This is a genomic window from Paenibacillus glycanilyticus (assembly GCF_023715145.1).
In the GTDB taxonomy this organism is placed as follows: Bacteria; Bacillota; Bacilli; order Paenibacillales; family Paenibacillaceae; genus Pristimantibacillus; species Pristimantibacillus glycanilyticus_A.
The window spans coordinates 20,926-37,209 of sequence record NZ_JAMBNP010000007.1 but is presented as its reverse complement, the minus strand read 5'-3'; the positions used below and the strand labels follow the sequence as shown (position 1 = coordinate 37,209).

The following is a 16,284-nucleotide window of genomic DNA, read 5'->3' as shown; positions in this document are numbered from 1 at the left end:
AAGATATTACATAGAAAGCGCTACCAATTTAGGCCTATACTGGATTTATGAATCAGATATCCATTCGGGGGGGCATTCAATTGAAGAACAGTCAGCGGTTGAGAGCTTGGTCAAGTTTGGTCATTGTTCTTGTCTTAATGCTAATGGTATCAGCTTGCGGTGGCGGTAATAACAACAACACGACAAACGTTTCTGAAGCAACGAATGACTCTTCGAGCACGAATGCGGCAACCAATAACGGAACGGATAATGCGGAAAGAGCGGCGGAGAATACGGCATCAAGCGGCGACATCGTCGAGCTTACGGTATGGGATCAGCCGAATCCGGACGACACGATGAAATCTATCAAAGAAGAGGTATACGCGGATTTCGAAGCAGCGAACCCGGGCATTAAAGTGAAGCACGAGCTGATGCCGCAGGGCACGAATGACCGCGAAGTATTCGTAACGGCGATGGCAGGCGGCAATGGCCCGGATGCTTACCATTCGGCTCACTTCCCGATCATCGCGGATTGGGTTGGCCAAGGTCTTGCGCTTGATCTGACGCCTTACTGGGATAACTACGCGGACAAAGATAAATTCATTCCTTCCTCGATGGAAGCAGGCACCATTGACGGCAAATTATACGGCATTCCTCACGATATGTATGTAACGGGCTTGTTCTGGAACAAGAAGATGTTCGAAGAAGCGGGACTTGACCGCGATACGCCTCCGGCGAACTGGGATCAGCTTGTTGAATTCGGCAAGAAGGTGACGGACCCGGCTAAAAAGGTATACGGAATTACGCTGCTTGGCATGGAGTGGGCGGACTGGTGGTTTGAGTACTATGTATGGCAGGCAGGCGGCGACCTGACGCATGTCAATCCGGACGGCACGGTTCAATTGGCCTTTACGGAGGAGCCTTCCGTAACCGCGCTGCAATTCTATAAGGATCTGAAGTGGACGCATAAAATCGTGCAAAACAACGTGCTCCAAAGCTACCAGGATAACATGAACGATATTTTCCAGGGCCGCGCGGCGATGTCCAACGCAGCTTCCGGCGGATTTGGCGACTACGTTGCGCAAGGCATGGACTTGAACGACGTTGGATTCGCGCCTTATCCGGTAGGTCCGGGCGGCAAAGGTCCGGGACAAATCGGCGGCGCTTACTGGATTATTAATCCGAAGACGTCCAAAGAGAAGCAAGACGCAGCATGGAAATATATCACCTACATCAACTCGAAAGAAGTGGCCGAGAAGTACCTTCAGTTCCAGCAGGACAACGGCATCTTCCCGAACCTGCTGTCCGTTCGCTCCGACGTGGATCCTTCTCAATTTGCAAGCGATATCTCTCCTGAGCTTGTAGCTGCCGTAAACAAAGCGGCTTCCGACACGCATCTGGAGTATTTCCTGAAGGAACGCTTGACCCCGTATGTCGTTAAAGCCGTTCAAAAGGCGCTTACGGACGAGAAATCCGATCCGAAGCAGCTGCTCCAGGAAGCTCAGGATGCCGCTCAAAAAGAAGTTGTTGACGCATACAACGCAGCCGTGAAGAAATAAGAGGACTTGAAGGAAGGCGGAGTTGTTTAACGGGCGTGAAGACGCCGTAAGCTGCTCCGCCTGCCATTTGGAAAGGAGGCGTCAAACGTTGAAAGCAGCCATAGAAGGCCGGAAGCCTCGGGTACAAGCTCGGGTCAGACCCCGGATTAAGATCTCCTGGACAGCGATCGCTTTCGTCGCTCCCGCGATTGTCTGTTTCCTGTTGTTCAAGTATTATCCGCTTCTTCAAGCCGTGTACATGAGCTTCTTCGATTACAAAGTCATCAACCCGCCGGGCAAGTTCGTCTGGCTGGATAACTATAAGTATTTAATCCATTCGAGCGAGTTCTGGAATGCACTTCGCAATACCTTTGCGTTCTTCTTTATCTACTTCATCCTTACGTTTTGGGTGCCGATCGTACAGGCGGTGCTGCTTAACGAGATCAAGTTCGCAAGCAAGACGCTAAGGTCCTTGTATTTGCTGCCGACGGCGGTTCCCGCGGTTGCCGGCTACCTGCTCTGGAAGTGGCTTTATAACCCGGATTACGGCTTATTGAACTACCTGCTCCATTTTATCGGACTTGGCCCTTACGGCTGGCTGAATGATCCTTCCATGGCCAAGTGGTCGATCGTGCTGCCAGGCGTCTTTGCGACGGGAATGGGGATGCTGATCTACTATTCCGCGCTGCAGGGCATTCCGAGCGAGAACATCGAAGCGGCCAAAATCGACGGTGCCGGTCCGTGGCGCCGGATGCGCTCCATCGTGTTCCCAAGCCTCAAATTCGTTATCGGCATTCAATTTATATCGTTTATCTGCGGCGTTTTCCTAACCTTCGACCCTATGTATATCATGACGGGCGGCGGCCCGGCCAGCAGCACGAAGACACTCTCCATGCTTGTTTTTAACAGCTCCTTTAAGGAGTTCCGGTTTGGAGTGGCGGGTTCGATCTCGTTTGTTATGTTTGTCATTATTGCGGTCATTACCTATTTGCAGATCAAATTATCGAACAAGGATTAATCGCTCTTAAGAAATTTGCCAAGCAGGAAGGAGCATTTCATGGCTGGACGCGGACGCATTAAGGAGAAGGGTTCCTTATCGGTGAAAATCGTCTCCTATTCGGTTGCTATCTTTTTTATCCTGGCCTCGATTGTGCCGCTGTTCTGGATGGTCAGCTCATCGATGAAGGACAACATCACCATCTATAAATTTCCGCCGACCTGGGTTCCGGAGGTGCCAAAGTCGGTCAGCGTAACGCTGAATTATGACGGCACGGATCTGAAGAAGGAAGATTACGAGCTTGATGCGATGGAAGCCATCTGGTTCACATGGAAACGGATGCAGAATGAAGCGGTTGGCGCGATGAAGGTGACGGGCGTGAAGGACGGCGTTGTCGTCTACAAAGCATCCATGCCTTCCTACAAATTTACGGTGGGGCGCTCCGAGATTGTCCCTACGATGGTCGCAACCCATGCCACGATGAAAAACAAGCTGCAAAAAATTCGAGACCGCAAGCTGACTTCCTTTGACTACATGGAGGAGGGCGGCAAGTACGGAGGCGCAGCGGCGATCCCCTCGGAGCTGCCGCAGCAGGCGGCAAATGCGCACAAATGGCTGTCCGAATCAAAAGTGGTCAAGGGCAAGGTGCAGACCATCGATGAAATAAGCGACTGGAAGCGCCTGTTCGACAACTACATCGTGCTTTGGGAAATGACCGGCAGTTCCGACAGCAAATCGACTGCCGCATCATACGGCTTTCCTCACTTCTTGCTGAACAGCGTCTTTGTTACGGGCGCGACGATTATTCTTCAGCTCATTATCGGAGGGACAGCGGGTTACGCGCTGGCGCATCTTATGCGGGGTGCCATCAGCGGCTGGCTGACGCTTTTCTTCGTCGCGACCATCATGATTCCCGAAATTGCGATTCTCGTGCCGCTCTATCTGACGATGGATAAGCTGCATCTGGTCAACACCCTTTGGGGGATTATTTTGCCGCATACCGCTTGGGGGATTGTGATCTTCTTGTTCAAAGGATTCTTTGAGCAGCTGCCGGGCGAGCTTCTGCAAGCGGGCCGGATTGACGGCGCAAGCGAGATGAAGATCTTCTACCGGATTGTCGTGCCGATGTCGGCGCCCATCTTCACGGTTGTTGCGGTCATGACGTTTATCGCGGTATGGAATGAATTCCTATGGCCGCTTGTTGTCGCGCGGACGCAGAACGTGTGGACCTTTACGGTTGCGCTGAACGACTTCCAGCAGCGGCGAAGCCTAGGCTCCAACGTTATTATGTCGAGTCTCGTCATCGCTACGATACCGCTTATGCTCATTATTACGTCCTGTCAGAAACTGATTGAGAAAGGCGTTTCTTTCACGGGATTGAAAGGGTAGGAGATCGCTTTGGAACGTAAAGTCGCTTTGGTAACGGGTTCGGGACGAGGGATTGGCAAAGGGATTGCGCATGAATTTGCCAAGGCCGGATACGATGTGTGCGTCAATTACAACAAAAGCGCCGAGCAGGCGGAGGAAGTCGTCCGGCAGCTGCTCGCCTATGGCGTGAAGGCGGAAGCGGTTCAAGCGAATATCGCCGATCTGGACCAGATCGCTGCGCTGATTGAGCGGGTGGAGAGCAGCTTCGGCCGGCTGGACGTGCTTGTGAACAATTCGGGCATTACGCGGATGAAGCCGTTCCTGGAGACTCCTCCGGAGCTGTTCGAAGAGGTTATGAATACCGATTTGCGCGGTTTATACTTCTGTTCCCAGCATGCGGCGCGCTTGATGGTCAAAGAGGGCATACGCGGCGTCATTATTCATATCAGTTCGAATCATGCGGAGGGCAATTGGTCGAATTCGACGGTGTACGCGGCAGCGAAGGCCGGCGTGAACAAGCTGGCGAAAAATATGGCGCTGGATCTCGCTCCTCACGGCATTCGGGTCGTCGGAATCGCCCCGGGCTACACGAGGAACAGCTGGACCGAAGGAGACGAACGCGTGCAAAAGGCAATCGACAATATCTCTTCCCGCATTCCGATGGGACGGTTCTGCACGCCGGAAGAGGTCGGGGCTGCCGCCGTATTCCTCTCTTCGGACAGCGCGGGTTATGTAACGGGAACAACGCTTTATATGGATGGCGGTGCTCTTCTCCCGGTATGGGCGGAGAAAGGAAATAACGGTTAACCGGCGGATGCCCAGTATAGCGAAGCAAAGGAGTCCTGATCGTGAAAATAACGGATATGAAGCTTTACCATGTTAAGCCCCGTTGGCTGTTCCTGAAGATCGAGACCGACGAAGGAATCGCCGGGTGGGGCGAGCCCATTGTAGAGGGCCGCGCATTGACGGTTGCGACGGCTATAGAAGAATTGAAGCGTTATCTGATCGGCGAAGATCCGCTGCGCATCGAGCATCACTGGCAAATCATGTACCGCGGCACGTTCTATCGAGGAGGCCCTGTTCTTGTCAGCGCGATCAGCGGCATAGAGCAGGCGCTCTGGGATATAAAGGGCAAGTTCTACAACCTGCCCGTTTATGAAATGCTTGGCGGCCGCGTCCGCGACAAGATCCGCATGTACTGCCACTGCGGCGGCGCAACGCCGGAGGAATTTGCCGCGAACGCGAAGCAGAGAGTGGCAGCGGGCTTTGATGCCATAAAGACTGGCGTGGACGCGCCTGTCCGCAACATTGATTCGCTCGCCTTCGTGGAAAGCCAGGTGAACAAGTTCGCGGCGGCAAGGGAGGCAGTCGACAGCGGCGTTGATATCGCAATCGACTTCCACGGGCGCGTCAGTCCGGCAATGGCCATCCGGTTAGCAGCCGCGCTGGAGCCTTATTACCCGATGTTTATCGAGGAGCCGTGTCTGCCGGAGAACGTAGACCAGCTGCTGCGCGTCGCCGAATCGACGAGTATTCCGATTGCAACCGGCGAGCGCCTGTTCACGCGCTGGGGCTTCCGCGAGGCGCTCGAGAAAGGCGCAGTCGCCATCGTGCAGCCTGACCTGTGCCATGCCGGCGGCATCTTCGAAGGCCGTAAAATCGCCGCGATGGCGGAAACCTACTATGCTTCCATCGCGCCGCATAATCCTCTTGGACCTATCTCGCTTGCGGCCTGCTTGCAGCTTGATGCTTGTACGCCAAACTTCCTCATTCAGGAGCATCCGTCCATGGCGGAGAAGTGGGATCTGGGCGAAGGCTACTTGAATCAGCCGTTCGAAGTGATCGGCGGACACGTCGCTATTCCTCGGGGACCGGGACTTGGCATTGAAATAAACGAAGAAGCGCTGATCGAACGCAGCTTTGGGGGCGATTGGGATACTCCTCGGCTTGCTTACGATGACGGATCGTTCGCGGAATGGTAACAGGTTGGGCGTGGCACCTTCTCTTATTTGGAGAGAAGGTGCTTTTCTTTTGACGGTGATTGAATCCTGCGATTATGCGGTAAACTAGTTGTCTATGCATAATGAGGAAGGAGGGAGGGCGCTGAATACCAAATCCCTAAGAATTGCAACATTAGTTGTACTGTTCATCAACCTTGCACTCATCGGTCTTGTGGAGCTTTTTACCTTCGAAATAGAGCAGGGCAAAGAGATTTCGGGCAACGGGAACCCCGCGCTTATCTTATGGTTTATCGAGCTGCCTGCGTATCTGCTGCTATTAATCGGCATTGGTCTTATCGTGCACAGGGAGCGATATCTGGAGCGCCGCAAGGATATATGGATTCCGCTTATGATCCTCGTCTTCTTGGCGGTATCCATCCTGCTTCAAGTCGATAAAGCGCAGCGGGGATATGATCAGCTTGACGGCCTCATAGAGGAATACGGCTGGCTTAATCCATATACGAACACAATCTACATAAACTTCTACTCTTTCCTCAGCGGCATTTTGTTCATGCTGTTTATTCAATCGGTGATTACCGTCATCCGTACCCGGCAAAAAGGGAAAAGAACATAAAAAGACGGATCAGCAGAGAGCCGTGTCCGTCTTTTTGCATTAAACAAGCTGCTTCCAGATGCCGTAGCCGTAACCCGGGAGCAGCAGCTTCCCGGCTGCCGGCGCAAGCCGCTGCTCATCGCCGAGCAGCGACACCCAGTTGCAGCCGGCTGGCACGGCGGCCACAGCCTCGCGCCCTCGCGCATTCATCGCGACGAGGATGCGCTCGGTTCCTTCCCGGCGTTCGTACACGATAACGCCGTCCTCCGCCTGCACGAAGCGGATATCCGCGCTTCGCAGGGCAGCGTGCTTGCTTCGCAGCGCAAGCGCCTGCTTATAGAATGCGAGCAGCTCCTCATTCTGCTGCTCCGGCTCCCAGACCATGCATTTCCGGCAGTCGGGATCCCCCTCGCCGTTCATGCCGACTTCATCGCCGTAATAAATGCACGGCGTTCCCGGATAGGTCAGCTGGAATAAAGCCGCCAGCTTCATCGCGCGAGCCTCGTCGCCGCAGATCGTCAGCAGCCGCGGCGTATCATGGCTGTCCAGCAGGTTGAACGCCGTTTCCGTTACCTGCTGCGGATAAGCGGCGAGCTGCCGGCCGATCGCATCGGCGAATGCTTTGGCGTCAATCGTCTGATGCCCGAAGAAATCCAGCACGGCATTCGTGAACGGATAATTCATCACCGCGTCGAACTGATCGCCTTCCAGCCACATCATCGCGTCATGCCAGATCTCGCCCAAGATATAGGCATCCGGATTGACGGATTTCACCGCTTGGCGGAACTCGCGCCAGAACTGGTGGTCCACTTCGTTCGCCACATCAAGCCGCCAGCCGTCAATCCCGATCTTCTCAATCCAGTAACGCGCAACATTGAATAGATAAGCCTTCACATCGGGGTTTTCCGTATTCAGCTTTGGCATCATCGGCTCGAAGGCAAAGGTCTCGTAGGTAGGAATGCCATCCTCCACCCGAAGCGGCCATTCCCTAACGTGGAACCAGCTCGCGTAGACGGATTTCTCGCCGTTCTTCAGCAGATCCACAAACGGCGGGAACGTCCGGCCCGCATGGTTGAACACCGCATCCAGCAGCACCCGGATCCCGCGCGCATGACAGGCTTCCACAAGCTCCTTCAGCTTCTCGTTCGTGCCGAAATGACGGTCCACCCGCATGTAATTCTCGGTATCGTATTTATGGTTCGTCGTCGCTTCAAACAGCGGAGTGAAGTAGACCGCGTTAATGCCAAGCTCAGCCAAATAGTCGAGATGGTCCAGCACGCCCTGCAGGTCGCCGCCGAAGAAATTCGTTGGAGTCGGCTTGCCGCCCCAGGCCTCGATTTTCTCCGGATTAAGGGATGGATCGTTCTTCGCAAAACGTTCCGGGAAGATCTGATAAAACACCGCATCCTTCACCCAAGCCGGCGGAGAGAATACATCCGCGGAATTAATGTACGGAAAATCAAAAAACGCATTCGGATTATCCGGCAGCTCGGCCGGGAAGCCGTTTTCCGTCATAATGACCGTTTCGTCGCCATCCGTCAGACGGAACGCGTACCGGAGCCGGCGGAACGGAGGTTTAATGGAAGCCTCCCAATAATCAAACAGCGCATCCGAGGATAATACGGTCATGTCGGTTATCGTAAACGTTCCGCTCCAGTTGTACTTGTCTCCGGCAATCAGCTCGACGCGCTCCGCGTCCTTTCTTTTCGTGCGGATTCGGATATGAAGGGTGTCAGGGTCATACGCATACGCCCAGTTTTGCTTAGGTCTGTGATAGATGGCTTCCAGCAGCATAAAGACGGATCACTCCAATCGAATAATGGGGTAAAAACAGAAAAAGGCACAACCTGCTAATTATAATAATCAGCGAGGTTGTACCTTTATAGGTAGCATTGCCTTTAAATTGTTGTTCGAGCTTTCTCATTATACTATGAACCGTCCGAACGAACCACAGGCAATCCCGAATTAATAAAATCTTAAGCATGCACCGCAGCGTGGCTTTGCGCTTCCAGGAAGCGTTCCGCATCCAGAGCCGCCATACAGCCGCTGCCTGCCGCCGTGATCGCTTGACGGTATTGACGGTCTTGCACGTCGCCGCAGGCGAATACGCCAGGAATGTTGGTCTCCGACGTGCCGGGCTTCACGATGATGTAGCCTTGCTCGTCGGTGTCGATTTGGCCGCCGAGGAATTTCGTGTTAGGCGTATGGCCGATCGTGATGAACACGCCGTCCGCTTCCACGAATTCTTCTTCGCCTGTTGCGTTGTTGCGGACTTTAAGACCTTTCAGGCCCATCTCGCCGGGAACAACCTCAAGCGGAGTTTTGTTCAGGTTCCAGCTGATTTTCTCGTTCGCGCGTGCGCGGTCCTGCATGATTTTCGAAGCGCGAAGCTCGTCGCGGCGGTTTACCACCGTTACTTCGGAAGCAAAGCGCGTCAGGAACACCGCTTCTTCCATTGCGGAGTCGCCGCCGCCAACGATGATCAGCTTTTTGTTGCGGAAGAAGAAGCCGTCGCAGGTTGCGCAAGTGCTCACGCCGCGGCCGATATTTTCTTGCTCGCCCGGAATTCCCAGGTATTTAGCGGATGCGCCGGTCGAGATAATGACGGATTCGGCTTGAATCTCGCCAATGCCTTCGACATCAAGCGTGTAAGGACGTTTGCTGAAGTCGACGCTTTTTACCGAGCCGTTGCGGAACGTTGCGCCAAAGCGTTGAGCTTGCTTGCGCATGTTGGACATCAATTCGCTGCCGAGAATGCCGTCGGGGAAGCCCGGGAAGTTCTCGATTTCGGTAGTTGTGGTGAGCTGACCGCCAGGCTGCCAGCCTTCAATGACAAGAGGTTCCATATTCGCGCGCGCCAGGTAGATCGCCGCTGTTAATCCGGCAGGGCCGGTACCGATAATGACTGTTTTTTGCATAATAAATTCCTCCACTCTATATATGTGCTGTTGTTGGTTTTCGCAAGTTCTAGTTTAAAATTATTACAATCTGTAAACTTTGTCAACACAGTTCATCTTATTTTCATCTAGATGTATTATTGTAGAAAGATAGTGTACGGGAGGTGTTAATTTATGCCGAAAATACTCGTCGTGGACGACGATCCGAATATACGCGAGCTGGTCAGCTTGTTTTTGCGGAGGGAAGGGTATGAGGTCATTGAAGCCACAAACGGAGAAGACGCTTTGAATCGTTTGGAGGCGGTCAAGCCGGATCTCGCGGTTATTGACGTGATGATGCCAAAAATGGACGGCTGGGCGTTATGCTCGGCTTTGCGCGAGTCGTTTGATATGCCGCTGCTTATGCTGACGGCCAAAGGCGAGACGGCCCATAAGGTAAAAGGGTTCGAGCTTGGCGCCGACGATTATGTCGTGAAGCCGTTTGATCCGCCCGAGCTGATCGTGCGGATTAAGGCGCTGCTCAAGCGGTACCGCATTGCTTCTTCGCAAGTCATTGATCTGGGCGGCTTGTCGATGAACCGCTCGGACTTCCAGCTGGTGGCGAACGGGGAGAAGATACTGCTGCCGCCGAAGGAATTCGAGCTGCTCTTCAAGCTGGCAAGCTATCCGGGCAAAACCTTCACGAGGGAGCATCTGATCGAGCAGCTGTGGGGAATGAATTATGAAGGGGACGAGCGTACGGTAGATGTACATATAAAGCGTCTTCGCGAGCGGTTTCCGGAAGAGGACATTGGCTTCCGCATCGTAACGATACGCGGCCTTGGCTACCGATTGGAGGAGCGGGCATGATTCGCAGCTTGTACGTGCGAATAGCGGTGACTTTTCTGGTCATCGTATTAGTAAGTATTAGTATTGCTTATTACGCGGCCAATCAGCTGTTCCGGCGCGATCTTCAGGGGCAGAACGGAATGGAGGAAATGATGATTACGCGGCTGGAGCGGCTGTATAATGATTCTTCTCCGCGCTCTTTGCCGGTGTTTCTCGAGCAGGTGTCGAGTCTCCAGGAAATGTCGATCGTCGCGGTTAACCGGAACGGGCTTGTGATTCAAGTCGGCCGGACAAGCCGGGCTATCGTGAATCATCTGACCTATAAGACGGTCGAGAACATTTTTGAGGGCAAAACGGAAAGAGTGGATTTTGCGGGCGAGCATCAGAGCGGACCGCCTTCGCCTCCGGCTTATGGCCGCATGGCGCAGTTCGGCAATACGGAATGGGCCGTATTTATCGCGCCTGACCATGTCCGTCAGGTCCGCAGCTTCCAGCGCAACACGTTCACGATCCTCATTACCCTTTTGGCAGTAGGCTGTATCTTAATCCTGTTTGCCGCGCGGTACCTGGTGAAGCCGCTCAAAATGATGACCGCCGCCACCACCCGCATATCCAAAGGCGACTTCAGCGTGCAGCTTCCGATGTCGCATAAGAATGAGCTGGGCGAGCTGGCGGACAGCATTAACAAGATGGCGCATAGCTTATCGCAGCTGGAGACGATGCGCCGCGATTTTGTTTCCAATGTATCGCATGAAATCCAGTCGCCGCTTACCTCGATCGGCGGTTTTGCGGAAGCGCTGCGCAGCGAGGATTTGACGGAGACCGACCGTAATCGTTATGTTGGTATTATTAAACAGGAAAGCAGCCGTTTATCCCGCCTGAGCGAAAATCTGCTGAAGCTGGCATCGCTTGATTCCGAGCAGCATCCGTATGAGCCGGTTGCGTATCGTTTGGACAGGCAGCTTCGGGACGTGGTGTTGTCCTGCGAACCAGCCTGGCTTGCGAAGCGCCTGACGGTTGAGCTATTAATGGAGGAAACGGTTATTAAGGCCGATGAGGACCAGCTGAATCAGGTGTGGATTAACCTGCTGACGAACAGCATTAAATTCACGCCGGAGGAAGGGAAGATCTCGTTCCAGCTGTCGGAGAAGAACGGTGATGCGATTGTAAGGATCGCCGATTCGGGCAGCGGAATTCCGGAGGAGGAGCGGGAGCGGGTCTTCGAGCGATTCTACAAGATCGATTCATCGAGGGACCGCACGCAAGGCGGCAGCGGGCTGGGCTTATCTATTGTGAAGAAGATTATCGACATTCACGGCGGGACAATCGAGATCGAGGATTCGAAGCAGGGCGCGGTATTTGTTATCCGTCTGCCGCTGAATCCCGAGCCTGACATTTGAGGATCGAAAGGGTGACGGCCATGTTAAATGAGACGAAAAGGCAGCAGGTCCGCAAAGCTATTATTCCGGCAGGAGGGCTAGGCACGCGCTTTCTGCCCGCAACCAAGGCACAGCCGAAGGAAATGCTTCCGATTATCGATAAGCCGGCTATTCAGTACATTGTAGAAGAGGCGGTGCAGTCCGGCATCGACAGCATCATTATCGTCAGCGGACGGCATAAGCGGGCGATTGAGGACCATTTCGACAAGTCTTACGAGCTGGAAAAAGAGCTGGAGGAACGCGGCAATGAAGAGATGCTCGCGATCGTCCGGGATATCTCGCATCTGGCCGATATTTATTATGTCCGCCAGAAGGAGCCGCTTGGCCTTGGACATGCCGTTCTGTGCGCGCGGCGCTTTATCGGCGATGAGCCCTTTGCGGTACTGCTCGGGGACGATATCCTTCGTTCCGAGCCGCCTTGCCTGCAGCAGATGATTCATCAATACGAGGCGACGGGCTCCTCGATTGTCGCACTGATGGAAGTGCCTTGGGATCAGACGCATAAATACGGCATTGCTGCCTTCGATGATACCGACAGCTCCCATAACCGAATTCTGGATCTGATCGAGAAGCCGGCGCCGGGACAGGCGCCTTCGAATTGGGCGGTCGTCGGGCGCTATGTGCTGGATCCGGCTATCTTCGAGCTGCTGGAGCACGCCGAGCCGGGCAAAGCGGGAGAAATACAGCTGACGGACAGCCTTCAGCGGCTTAATCATTTGTCTCCTATTCTGGCGCACCGTTTTACGGGCAAACGCCATGACGTGGGCGACAAGCTCGGATTTGTGAAGGCGACGATTGATTTCGCCCTGGAGCGGGAAGATCTTAACGAGGAGGTCCGCAACTATTTGCGCGAGCGACTTGGTTCGGAGTAGTATTACGCGCTAAAAAACGCTGCTGTGAGGGGGGATTCCTCTTCTTAGCGGCGTTTTTTAGTTTTAAAAAGAAACTCTATCTAATCTGCGTCGGGGTAGATGCGAAGGTGGCGGATATGAAGCGCGCAGCCGCTTTTGTCCCATTCCCTCACTTGAGGTAAGGCTGCGCTCTACGTTGGATTTGCTCCAGTAAAATTAGTCTTATAAGCATCTTTGTATGTTCTAGAGTGGATTTCATCCAATGTAGATCGCTTTGAAGAGGGAAAGCGGGCTCTAAGGCGCATTTTTACTGCATGAAATCCAATGTGCGTGAGCGAATACGGATCTTCAAGGCAGTTTAATGTACAAAATCCAGGGTAGCGCGTGAATGAGAAGAGGGAATAGGGAGTACCAAAGCTGAAAAAAGTGAAAAAGCAGCAGATAAAGCAGTAGATAAAGCAGTAGATAAAGCAGTAGATAAAGCAGAAAAAGCCCTCAAACGAGGGCTTTGCCGAATGGGATGCATCCTGCAGGGCATGTAGTGTTCTATTGCGCCGCAGTCTCGTCTAACGCCGTTTCCGTCATCGGGTTGCGTCTGATCTTCACTTCCTGGAACGTAATTTTGTTGTCCTGAATGTAATCCGGAATATTGCGGTATTTGTGGGGTTCGCGGAACGCTTCGCTTTTCGTCCATGCCTGGAAGGCGTCCTTGGAAGTCCGGCGGGTGACGACAGCGACTTCGTCGTATTCCTTCAAATTTTGGGTCCACAGCACTTCCAAACCGGGGAAGCCCTCCATTTGTTCTACCTTGCCAATCCGGTCAAAACGTTCCACAAGCTTGTCACCGCTGCCTTTTACGATTTGCGATGTGTTCGTTACAATAATCATCGTTTGTTCCTCCTCGTTTGGTTTTCGAACCGGAATAATAAGGGGGTAATGGCCGTCGAAGCTGACTTTTGCCTTCAGTTCATACACTTCTCTCATGAAGCCTTTTGTTAATACCGTCCGGGGGTCCCCGGCCGAATGAATCTCGCCGTCTTTCATTGCAATCATGTGGTCGCAATAAGCTGCAGCCTGCTGCAGGTCATGCAGGACCATCACAATCGTTGTCTGCTGCTGCAGGGCCCGCCGGAGTTAGTTGTGACGCAGCATACCATGAAGCACATTTACGGTATCGAAGTCGCTATTCGGACCGATGAACGTACGGGCATGTACATGGTGCCGATTGGCGTTAAATAGTGGAAAAGAATGAGCCGGATCCTGCTGACGCAGGTTCCGGCTATTTTTATGGAAGAGGTTGGAGAAACTTTTTTTATTTTCCGTAAAGGAAAAATGGAGATCATTTATTTTTTCATATAGAATAGATAAGAGATATACAGAGATGAACATTCAAGTTGGAGGAGAATGAAATTGTATTGCCATCATTGCGTTAGGGAGCATGATGCGGATGCCGTGTATTGCAGCAAATGCGGCAGGCTGCTGGAGCCTTCACAGCGAAGTTTGCACAGCGGGAATGAAACACAGGCCGCAGCACTGGAAGAATGGGATTTGGCGAAGGATCAGGCAGGCTCAGCACTAGAGACGTTACAGCCGCCGGCGACAAGGCAGGCCGCAGGCAGGAAAACCGTATTAATCGGACTGATTCCAATTATTTTGATGGCTGCCGTTGCGGCCGTGCTGTTGTCCTATTACTTATATGAAGCAAGATTAAATAACCGCGTGCTTGAGTGGCAGGATGCTGCCAGGCAGGAGGCGCTTGCGGGCAAATACGAGGAGTCGTTCCGGCAGCTGAATAAAGCCGCGGATGCCCGACCGGATTTCAAGCCGGTGCAGGAGGATTTGAAGATCGTAGAGGAAGCGTTATCGCTTGACCGTACGATAACGGAAATTCGGCAGCGTCTGGATGATCAGGATCTGGAGGAAGCGGCAACCCAGCTCGAGCAGGTGAAGTCGAAGCTGCGCGGCCGGGAGGAGCCGATTTTTGGCAGAGTGCGGGATCAGGTGGACGAAATGTCGACGAAGGTGACGGTTCTTCAAGTATCGGCAGAATTTGCGAACATGGAGAATATGGATGATCTGGCAGGCCAGTACAATCAGGTGAAGGGCTTGTCGGGGGATGAGGCGCTAGCGCTTCGTCAGAAGATTGAAGATAAGATTGCGGACGTCAGCTATAACGAAGCGGATTCGATGCGGAAGAAGAAGAATTTCTCGGCGGCGATTAGCGCAGCGCAAAAAGGACTGATTTACGCACCGGAAAACGAGAAGCTGGTTAACCTGTATGATCGCATTATAACGGAGAAGAAAAACTTCGAAGAGGCAGAGCAGGAGCGGATCGAACAGGCGATGCAGAAGGCGGCGGAAGAGGATCTGATGAACCAGACCGCGGCGGTCAAGGTTAAGCATATTGATGCACAGCTTGATATTTTTGGCGACTTTAATGTCAAGGGAGAACTGCTGAACGCGGCAACCCGGCCGATCTATTCGGTGTCGCTTGAATATACGGTACATGATTCGGAAGGAAAAGTGATTACGACGGGCAAGGTAGATGCAACTCCTTCTTATATTGAAGCGGGAGAGACGTTCAACTTCTCCTTTGTTGTTCATCATGTGCAGGACGAGAATGCAACAGTGGCTATCGATCATATGACTTGGTATTTGGATTAGGGGAATTAGTCATGAAAAAAGGAACTTGGATTAGTCTTATCGCATCTGTAATAGTGCTTTGCGCGGGAGCGGGTACCGCTGCTTATATTCATGCGGAGGTGCCGAGGCATTTGAGCGGACTTCCGATGCTTGCCGACGCCAACGCAGGTGCGCCGAAATCGCTAAAGGATATTATCTACGCAACGCAAAAGCTGGTCGTCATGATCGAAACCGAGGACGGCACGCAGGGCTCGGGCTTCGTCTATAACGATAAAGGCGATCTCATTACCAATGCCCACGTGGTCGCGGGAGCAAGCAAGGTTACGGTCAAAACGGCCGATGCGAAAGAGCTTGAGGGCGATGTCATCGGCATTAGCACGGAGACGGACGTAGCGGTTGTCCGAGTACCGGGGCTCGCCGGCGTAGAGCCGCTTGCAATGGTACGGAATGAAAAAGCGGAGATCGGCGATGAAGTCATTGCCATCGGCAGTCCGCTTGGCTTTCAAAATACCGTTACAACCGGCATGGTCAGCGGCCTGGGAAGAAGCTTTGAGATTAAGCCCTATACGTACAAAGACTTGTATCAGATCTCCGCGCCGATCGCCCCCGGCAACAGCGGCGGCCCTCTTGTCGACAAAAAGACGGGGGAAGTGCTGGGCATTAATTCCGCGGGGATCGAGCAGAGCTCAATTGGCTTCAGCATTCCAATCGTGAACGTGCTGGATATGGCTGAGGCATGGTCGGAGCATCCGATGAAGACCTTGCCGGAGTGGCAGCAGGAAGAGGAAGACGGTGCCGTGAAGCAGGATGCTTCCATTACCGAGTATGCGGAATATCTGGTGACCCACTTCTACGACAGTCTTAACAACGCCGACTATGTGTACGCTTATTCGCTGCTCGGCGGCAACTGGAAGCTGGGCACGAGCTATGAGGTGTTCCGCCAAGGCTATATGATGACCCGGAATGTCGTGATCGACAACATTCACGTCACCAAGGAGAGCGATGATGAAGCGATCGTAACGGCGATCATCTCGGTTGACGAACGGTTGGACGGGGAATACCGGCTTAGCAAATATCAGGTGACCTACGACGTTGGCTACGAGAATGACCAGCTGAAGCTGATCAGCGGTAAAGGAAAAGTCATCAAGCAGGAAGAGGACGCGAAAGCGAAGAAGCCCGAGTAAGGCTTTA

At 53.2% G+C, this 16,284-nt stretch carries 14 protein-coding genes; 11 read left to right on the top strand and 3 right to left on the bottom strand.

Annotated elements, in window-relative coordinates; translation table 11 throughout:
- Positions 1 to 80: 80 nt before the first annotated feature.
- The 6 genes from M3194_RS19450 to M3194_RS19425 all read left to right on the top strand — a co-directional run bounded on the left by M3194_RS19450 (position 81) and on the right by M3194_RS19425 (position 6,456).
- Positions 81 to 1,538 (top strand): extracellular solute-binding protein, encoded by a 1,458-nt coding sequence (locus M3194_RS19450; RefSeq protein WP_251655747.1) that lies wholly within the window; start codon positions 81 to 83, stop codon positions 1,536 to 1,538.
- 88 nt (positions 1,539 to 1,626) lie between these two features.
- Complete coding sequence (locus M3194_RS19445; protein WP_251655746.1) at positions 1,627 to 2,535, top strand: carbohydrate ABC transporter permease; 909 nt, start codon at positions 1,627 to 1,629, stop codon at positions 2,533 to 2,535.
- A 39-nt stretch (positions 2,536 to 2,574) separates the two neighbouring features.
- Positions 2,575 to 3,903: a carbohydrate ABC transporter permease gene (locus M3194_RS19440; RefSeq protein WP_251655745.1), complete on the top strand. Its 1,329-nt coding sequence runs from the start codon at positions 2,575 to 2,577 to the stop codon at positions 3,901 to 3,903.
- A 9-nt stretch (positions 3,904 to 3,912) separates the two neighbouring features.
- On the top strand, positions 3,913 to 4,689 hold the full coding sequence (locus M3194_RS19435) for an SDR family NAD(P)-dependent oxidoreductase (protein WP_251655744.1): 777 nt from the start codon (positions 3,913 to 3,915) through the stop codon (positions 4,687 to 4,689).
- Positions 4,690 to 4,730: 41 nt separating this feature from the next.
- Positions 4,731 to 5,864 (top strand): galactonate dehydratase, encoded by a 1,134-nt coding sequence (gene dgoD / locus M3194_RS19430; RefSeq protein WP_251655743.1) that lies wholly within the window; start codon positions 4,731 to 4,733, stop codon positions 5,862 to 5,864.
- 88 nt (positions 5,865 to 5,952) lie between these two features.
- Entirely contained in the window at positions 5,953 to 6,456 is a 504-nt protein-coding gene (locus M3194_RS19425) for a hypothetical protein (RefSeq protein ID WP_251655742.1), read from the top strand.
- A gap of 39 nt (positions 6,457 to 6,495) precedes the next feature.
- On the opposite strand, the gene M3194_RS19420 is transcribed toward M3194_RS19425, so the two are convergent.
- Both M3194_RS19420 and trxB read right to left on the bottom strand, forming a co-directional pair.
- Complete coding sequence (locus M3194_RS19420; protein ID WP_251655741.1) at positions 6,496 to 8,229, bottom strand: alpha-glycosidase; 1,734 nt, start codon at positions 8,227 to 8,229, stop codon at positions 6,496 to 6,498.
- Positions 8,230 to 8,411: 182 nt separating this feature from the next.
- Entirely contained in the window at positions 8,412 to 9,353 is a 942-nt protein-coding gene (gene trxB, locus M3194_RS19415) for a thioredoxin-disulfide reductase (RefSeq protein ID WP_251655740.1), read from the bottom strand.
- A gap of 153 nt (positions 9,354 to 9,506) precedes the next feature.
- Here trxB and M3194_RS19410 point away from each other — a divergent pair, with 153 nt between their 5' ends.
- From M3194_RS19410 to galU, 3 genes are read left to right on the top strand one after another with little or no spacing between them, the layout of a single operon-like run.
- Positions 9,507 to 10,181: a response regulator transcription factor gene (locus M3194_RS19410; protein ID WP_251655739.1), complete on the top strand. Its 675-nt coding sequence runs from the start codon at positions 9,507 to 9,509 to the stop codon at positions 10,179 to 10,181.
- Entirely contained in the window at positions 10,178 to 11,560 is a 1,383-nt protein-coding gene (locus tag M3194_RS19405) for a sensor histidine kinase (RefSeq protein WP_251655738.1), read from the top strand. Before M3194_RS19410 ends, M3194_RS19405 begins: the two co-directional genes overlap by 4 nt.
- 20 nt (positions 11,561 to 11,580) lie before the next feature.
- A complete protein-coding gene (gene galU / locus M3194_RS19400) occupies positions 11,581 to 12,471 on the top strand; it encodes a UTP--glucose-1-phosphate uridylyltransferase GalU (RefSeq protein ID WP_251655980.1) in 891 nt (296 codons plus the stop codon).
- A 525-nt stretch (positions 12,472 to 12,996) separates the two neighbouring features.
- On the opposite strand, the gene isdG is transcribed toward galU, so the two are convergent.
- Positions 12,997 to 13,548: a heme oxygenase gene (gene isdG / locus M3194_RS19395; protein ID WP_251655979.1), complete on the bottom strand. Its 552-nt coding sequence runs from the start codon at positions 13,546 to 13,548 to the stop codon at positions 12,997 to 12,999.
- 306 nt (positions 13,549 to 13,854) lie between these two features.
- On the opposite strand from isdG, the gene M3194_RS19390 reads away from it, so the two are divergent.
- The gene (locus M3194_RS19390; RefSeq protein WP_251655737.1) at positions 13,855 to 15,114 is read left to right on the top strand and encodes an FxLYD domain-containing protein; all 1,260 of its coding nucleotides are present in this window, start codon (positions 13,855 to 13,857) and stop codon (positions 15,112 to 15,114) included.
- 11 nt (positions 15,115 to 15,125) lie between these two features.
- Positions 15,126 to 16,277 carry a S1C family serine protease gene (locus M3194_RS19385; protein ID WP_251655736.1) on the top strand — a complete coding sequence of 384 codons (1,152 nt, stop codon included), beginning with the start codon at positions 15,126 to 15,128 and terminating at the stop codon, positions 16,275 to 16,277.
- The last annotated feature ends 7 nt before the right edge of the window (positions 16,278 to 16,284 follow it).

Excerpts from the sequence above, each read along its gene's own strand:
- isdG (WP_251655979.1), bottom strand. The coding sequence starts at position 13,548 with ATGGTCCTGCATGACCTGCAGCAGGCTGCAGCTTATTGCGACCACATG.
- M3194_RS19385 (WP_251655736.1), top strand. The coding sequence starts at position 15,126 with ATGAAAAAAGGAACTTGGATTAGTCTTATCGCATCTGTAATAGTGCTT.
- M3194_RS19405 (WP_251655738.1), top strand. The coding sequence starts at position 10,178 with ATGATTCGCAGCTTGTACGTGCGAATAGCGGTGACTTTTCTGGTCATC.
- M3194_RS19440 (WP_251655745.1), top strand. The coding sequence starts at position 2,575 with ATGGCTGGACGCGGACGCATTAAGGAGAAGGGTTCCTTATCGGTGAAA.
- M3194_RS19420 (WP_251655741.1), bottom strand. The coding sequence starts at position 8,229 with ATGCTGCTGGAAGCCATCTATCACAGACCTAAGCAAAACTGGGCGTAT.
- trxB (WP_251655740.1), bottom strand. The coding sequence starts at position 9,353 with ATGCAAAAAACAGTCATTATCGGTACCGGCCCTGCCGGATTAACAGCG.
- M3194_RS19390 (WP_251655737.1), top strand. The coding sequence starts at position 13,855 with ATGAAATTGTATTGCCATCATTGCGTTAGGGAGCATGATGCGGATGCC.
- M3194_RS19410 (WP_251655739.1), top strand. The coding sequence starts at position 9,507 with ATGCCGAAAATACTCGTCGTGGACGACGATCCGAATATACGCGAGCTG.
- galU (WP_251655980.1), top strand. The coding sequence starts at position 11,581 with ATGTTAAATGAGACGAAAAGGCAGCAGGTCCGCAAAGCTATTATTCCG.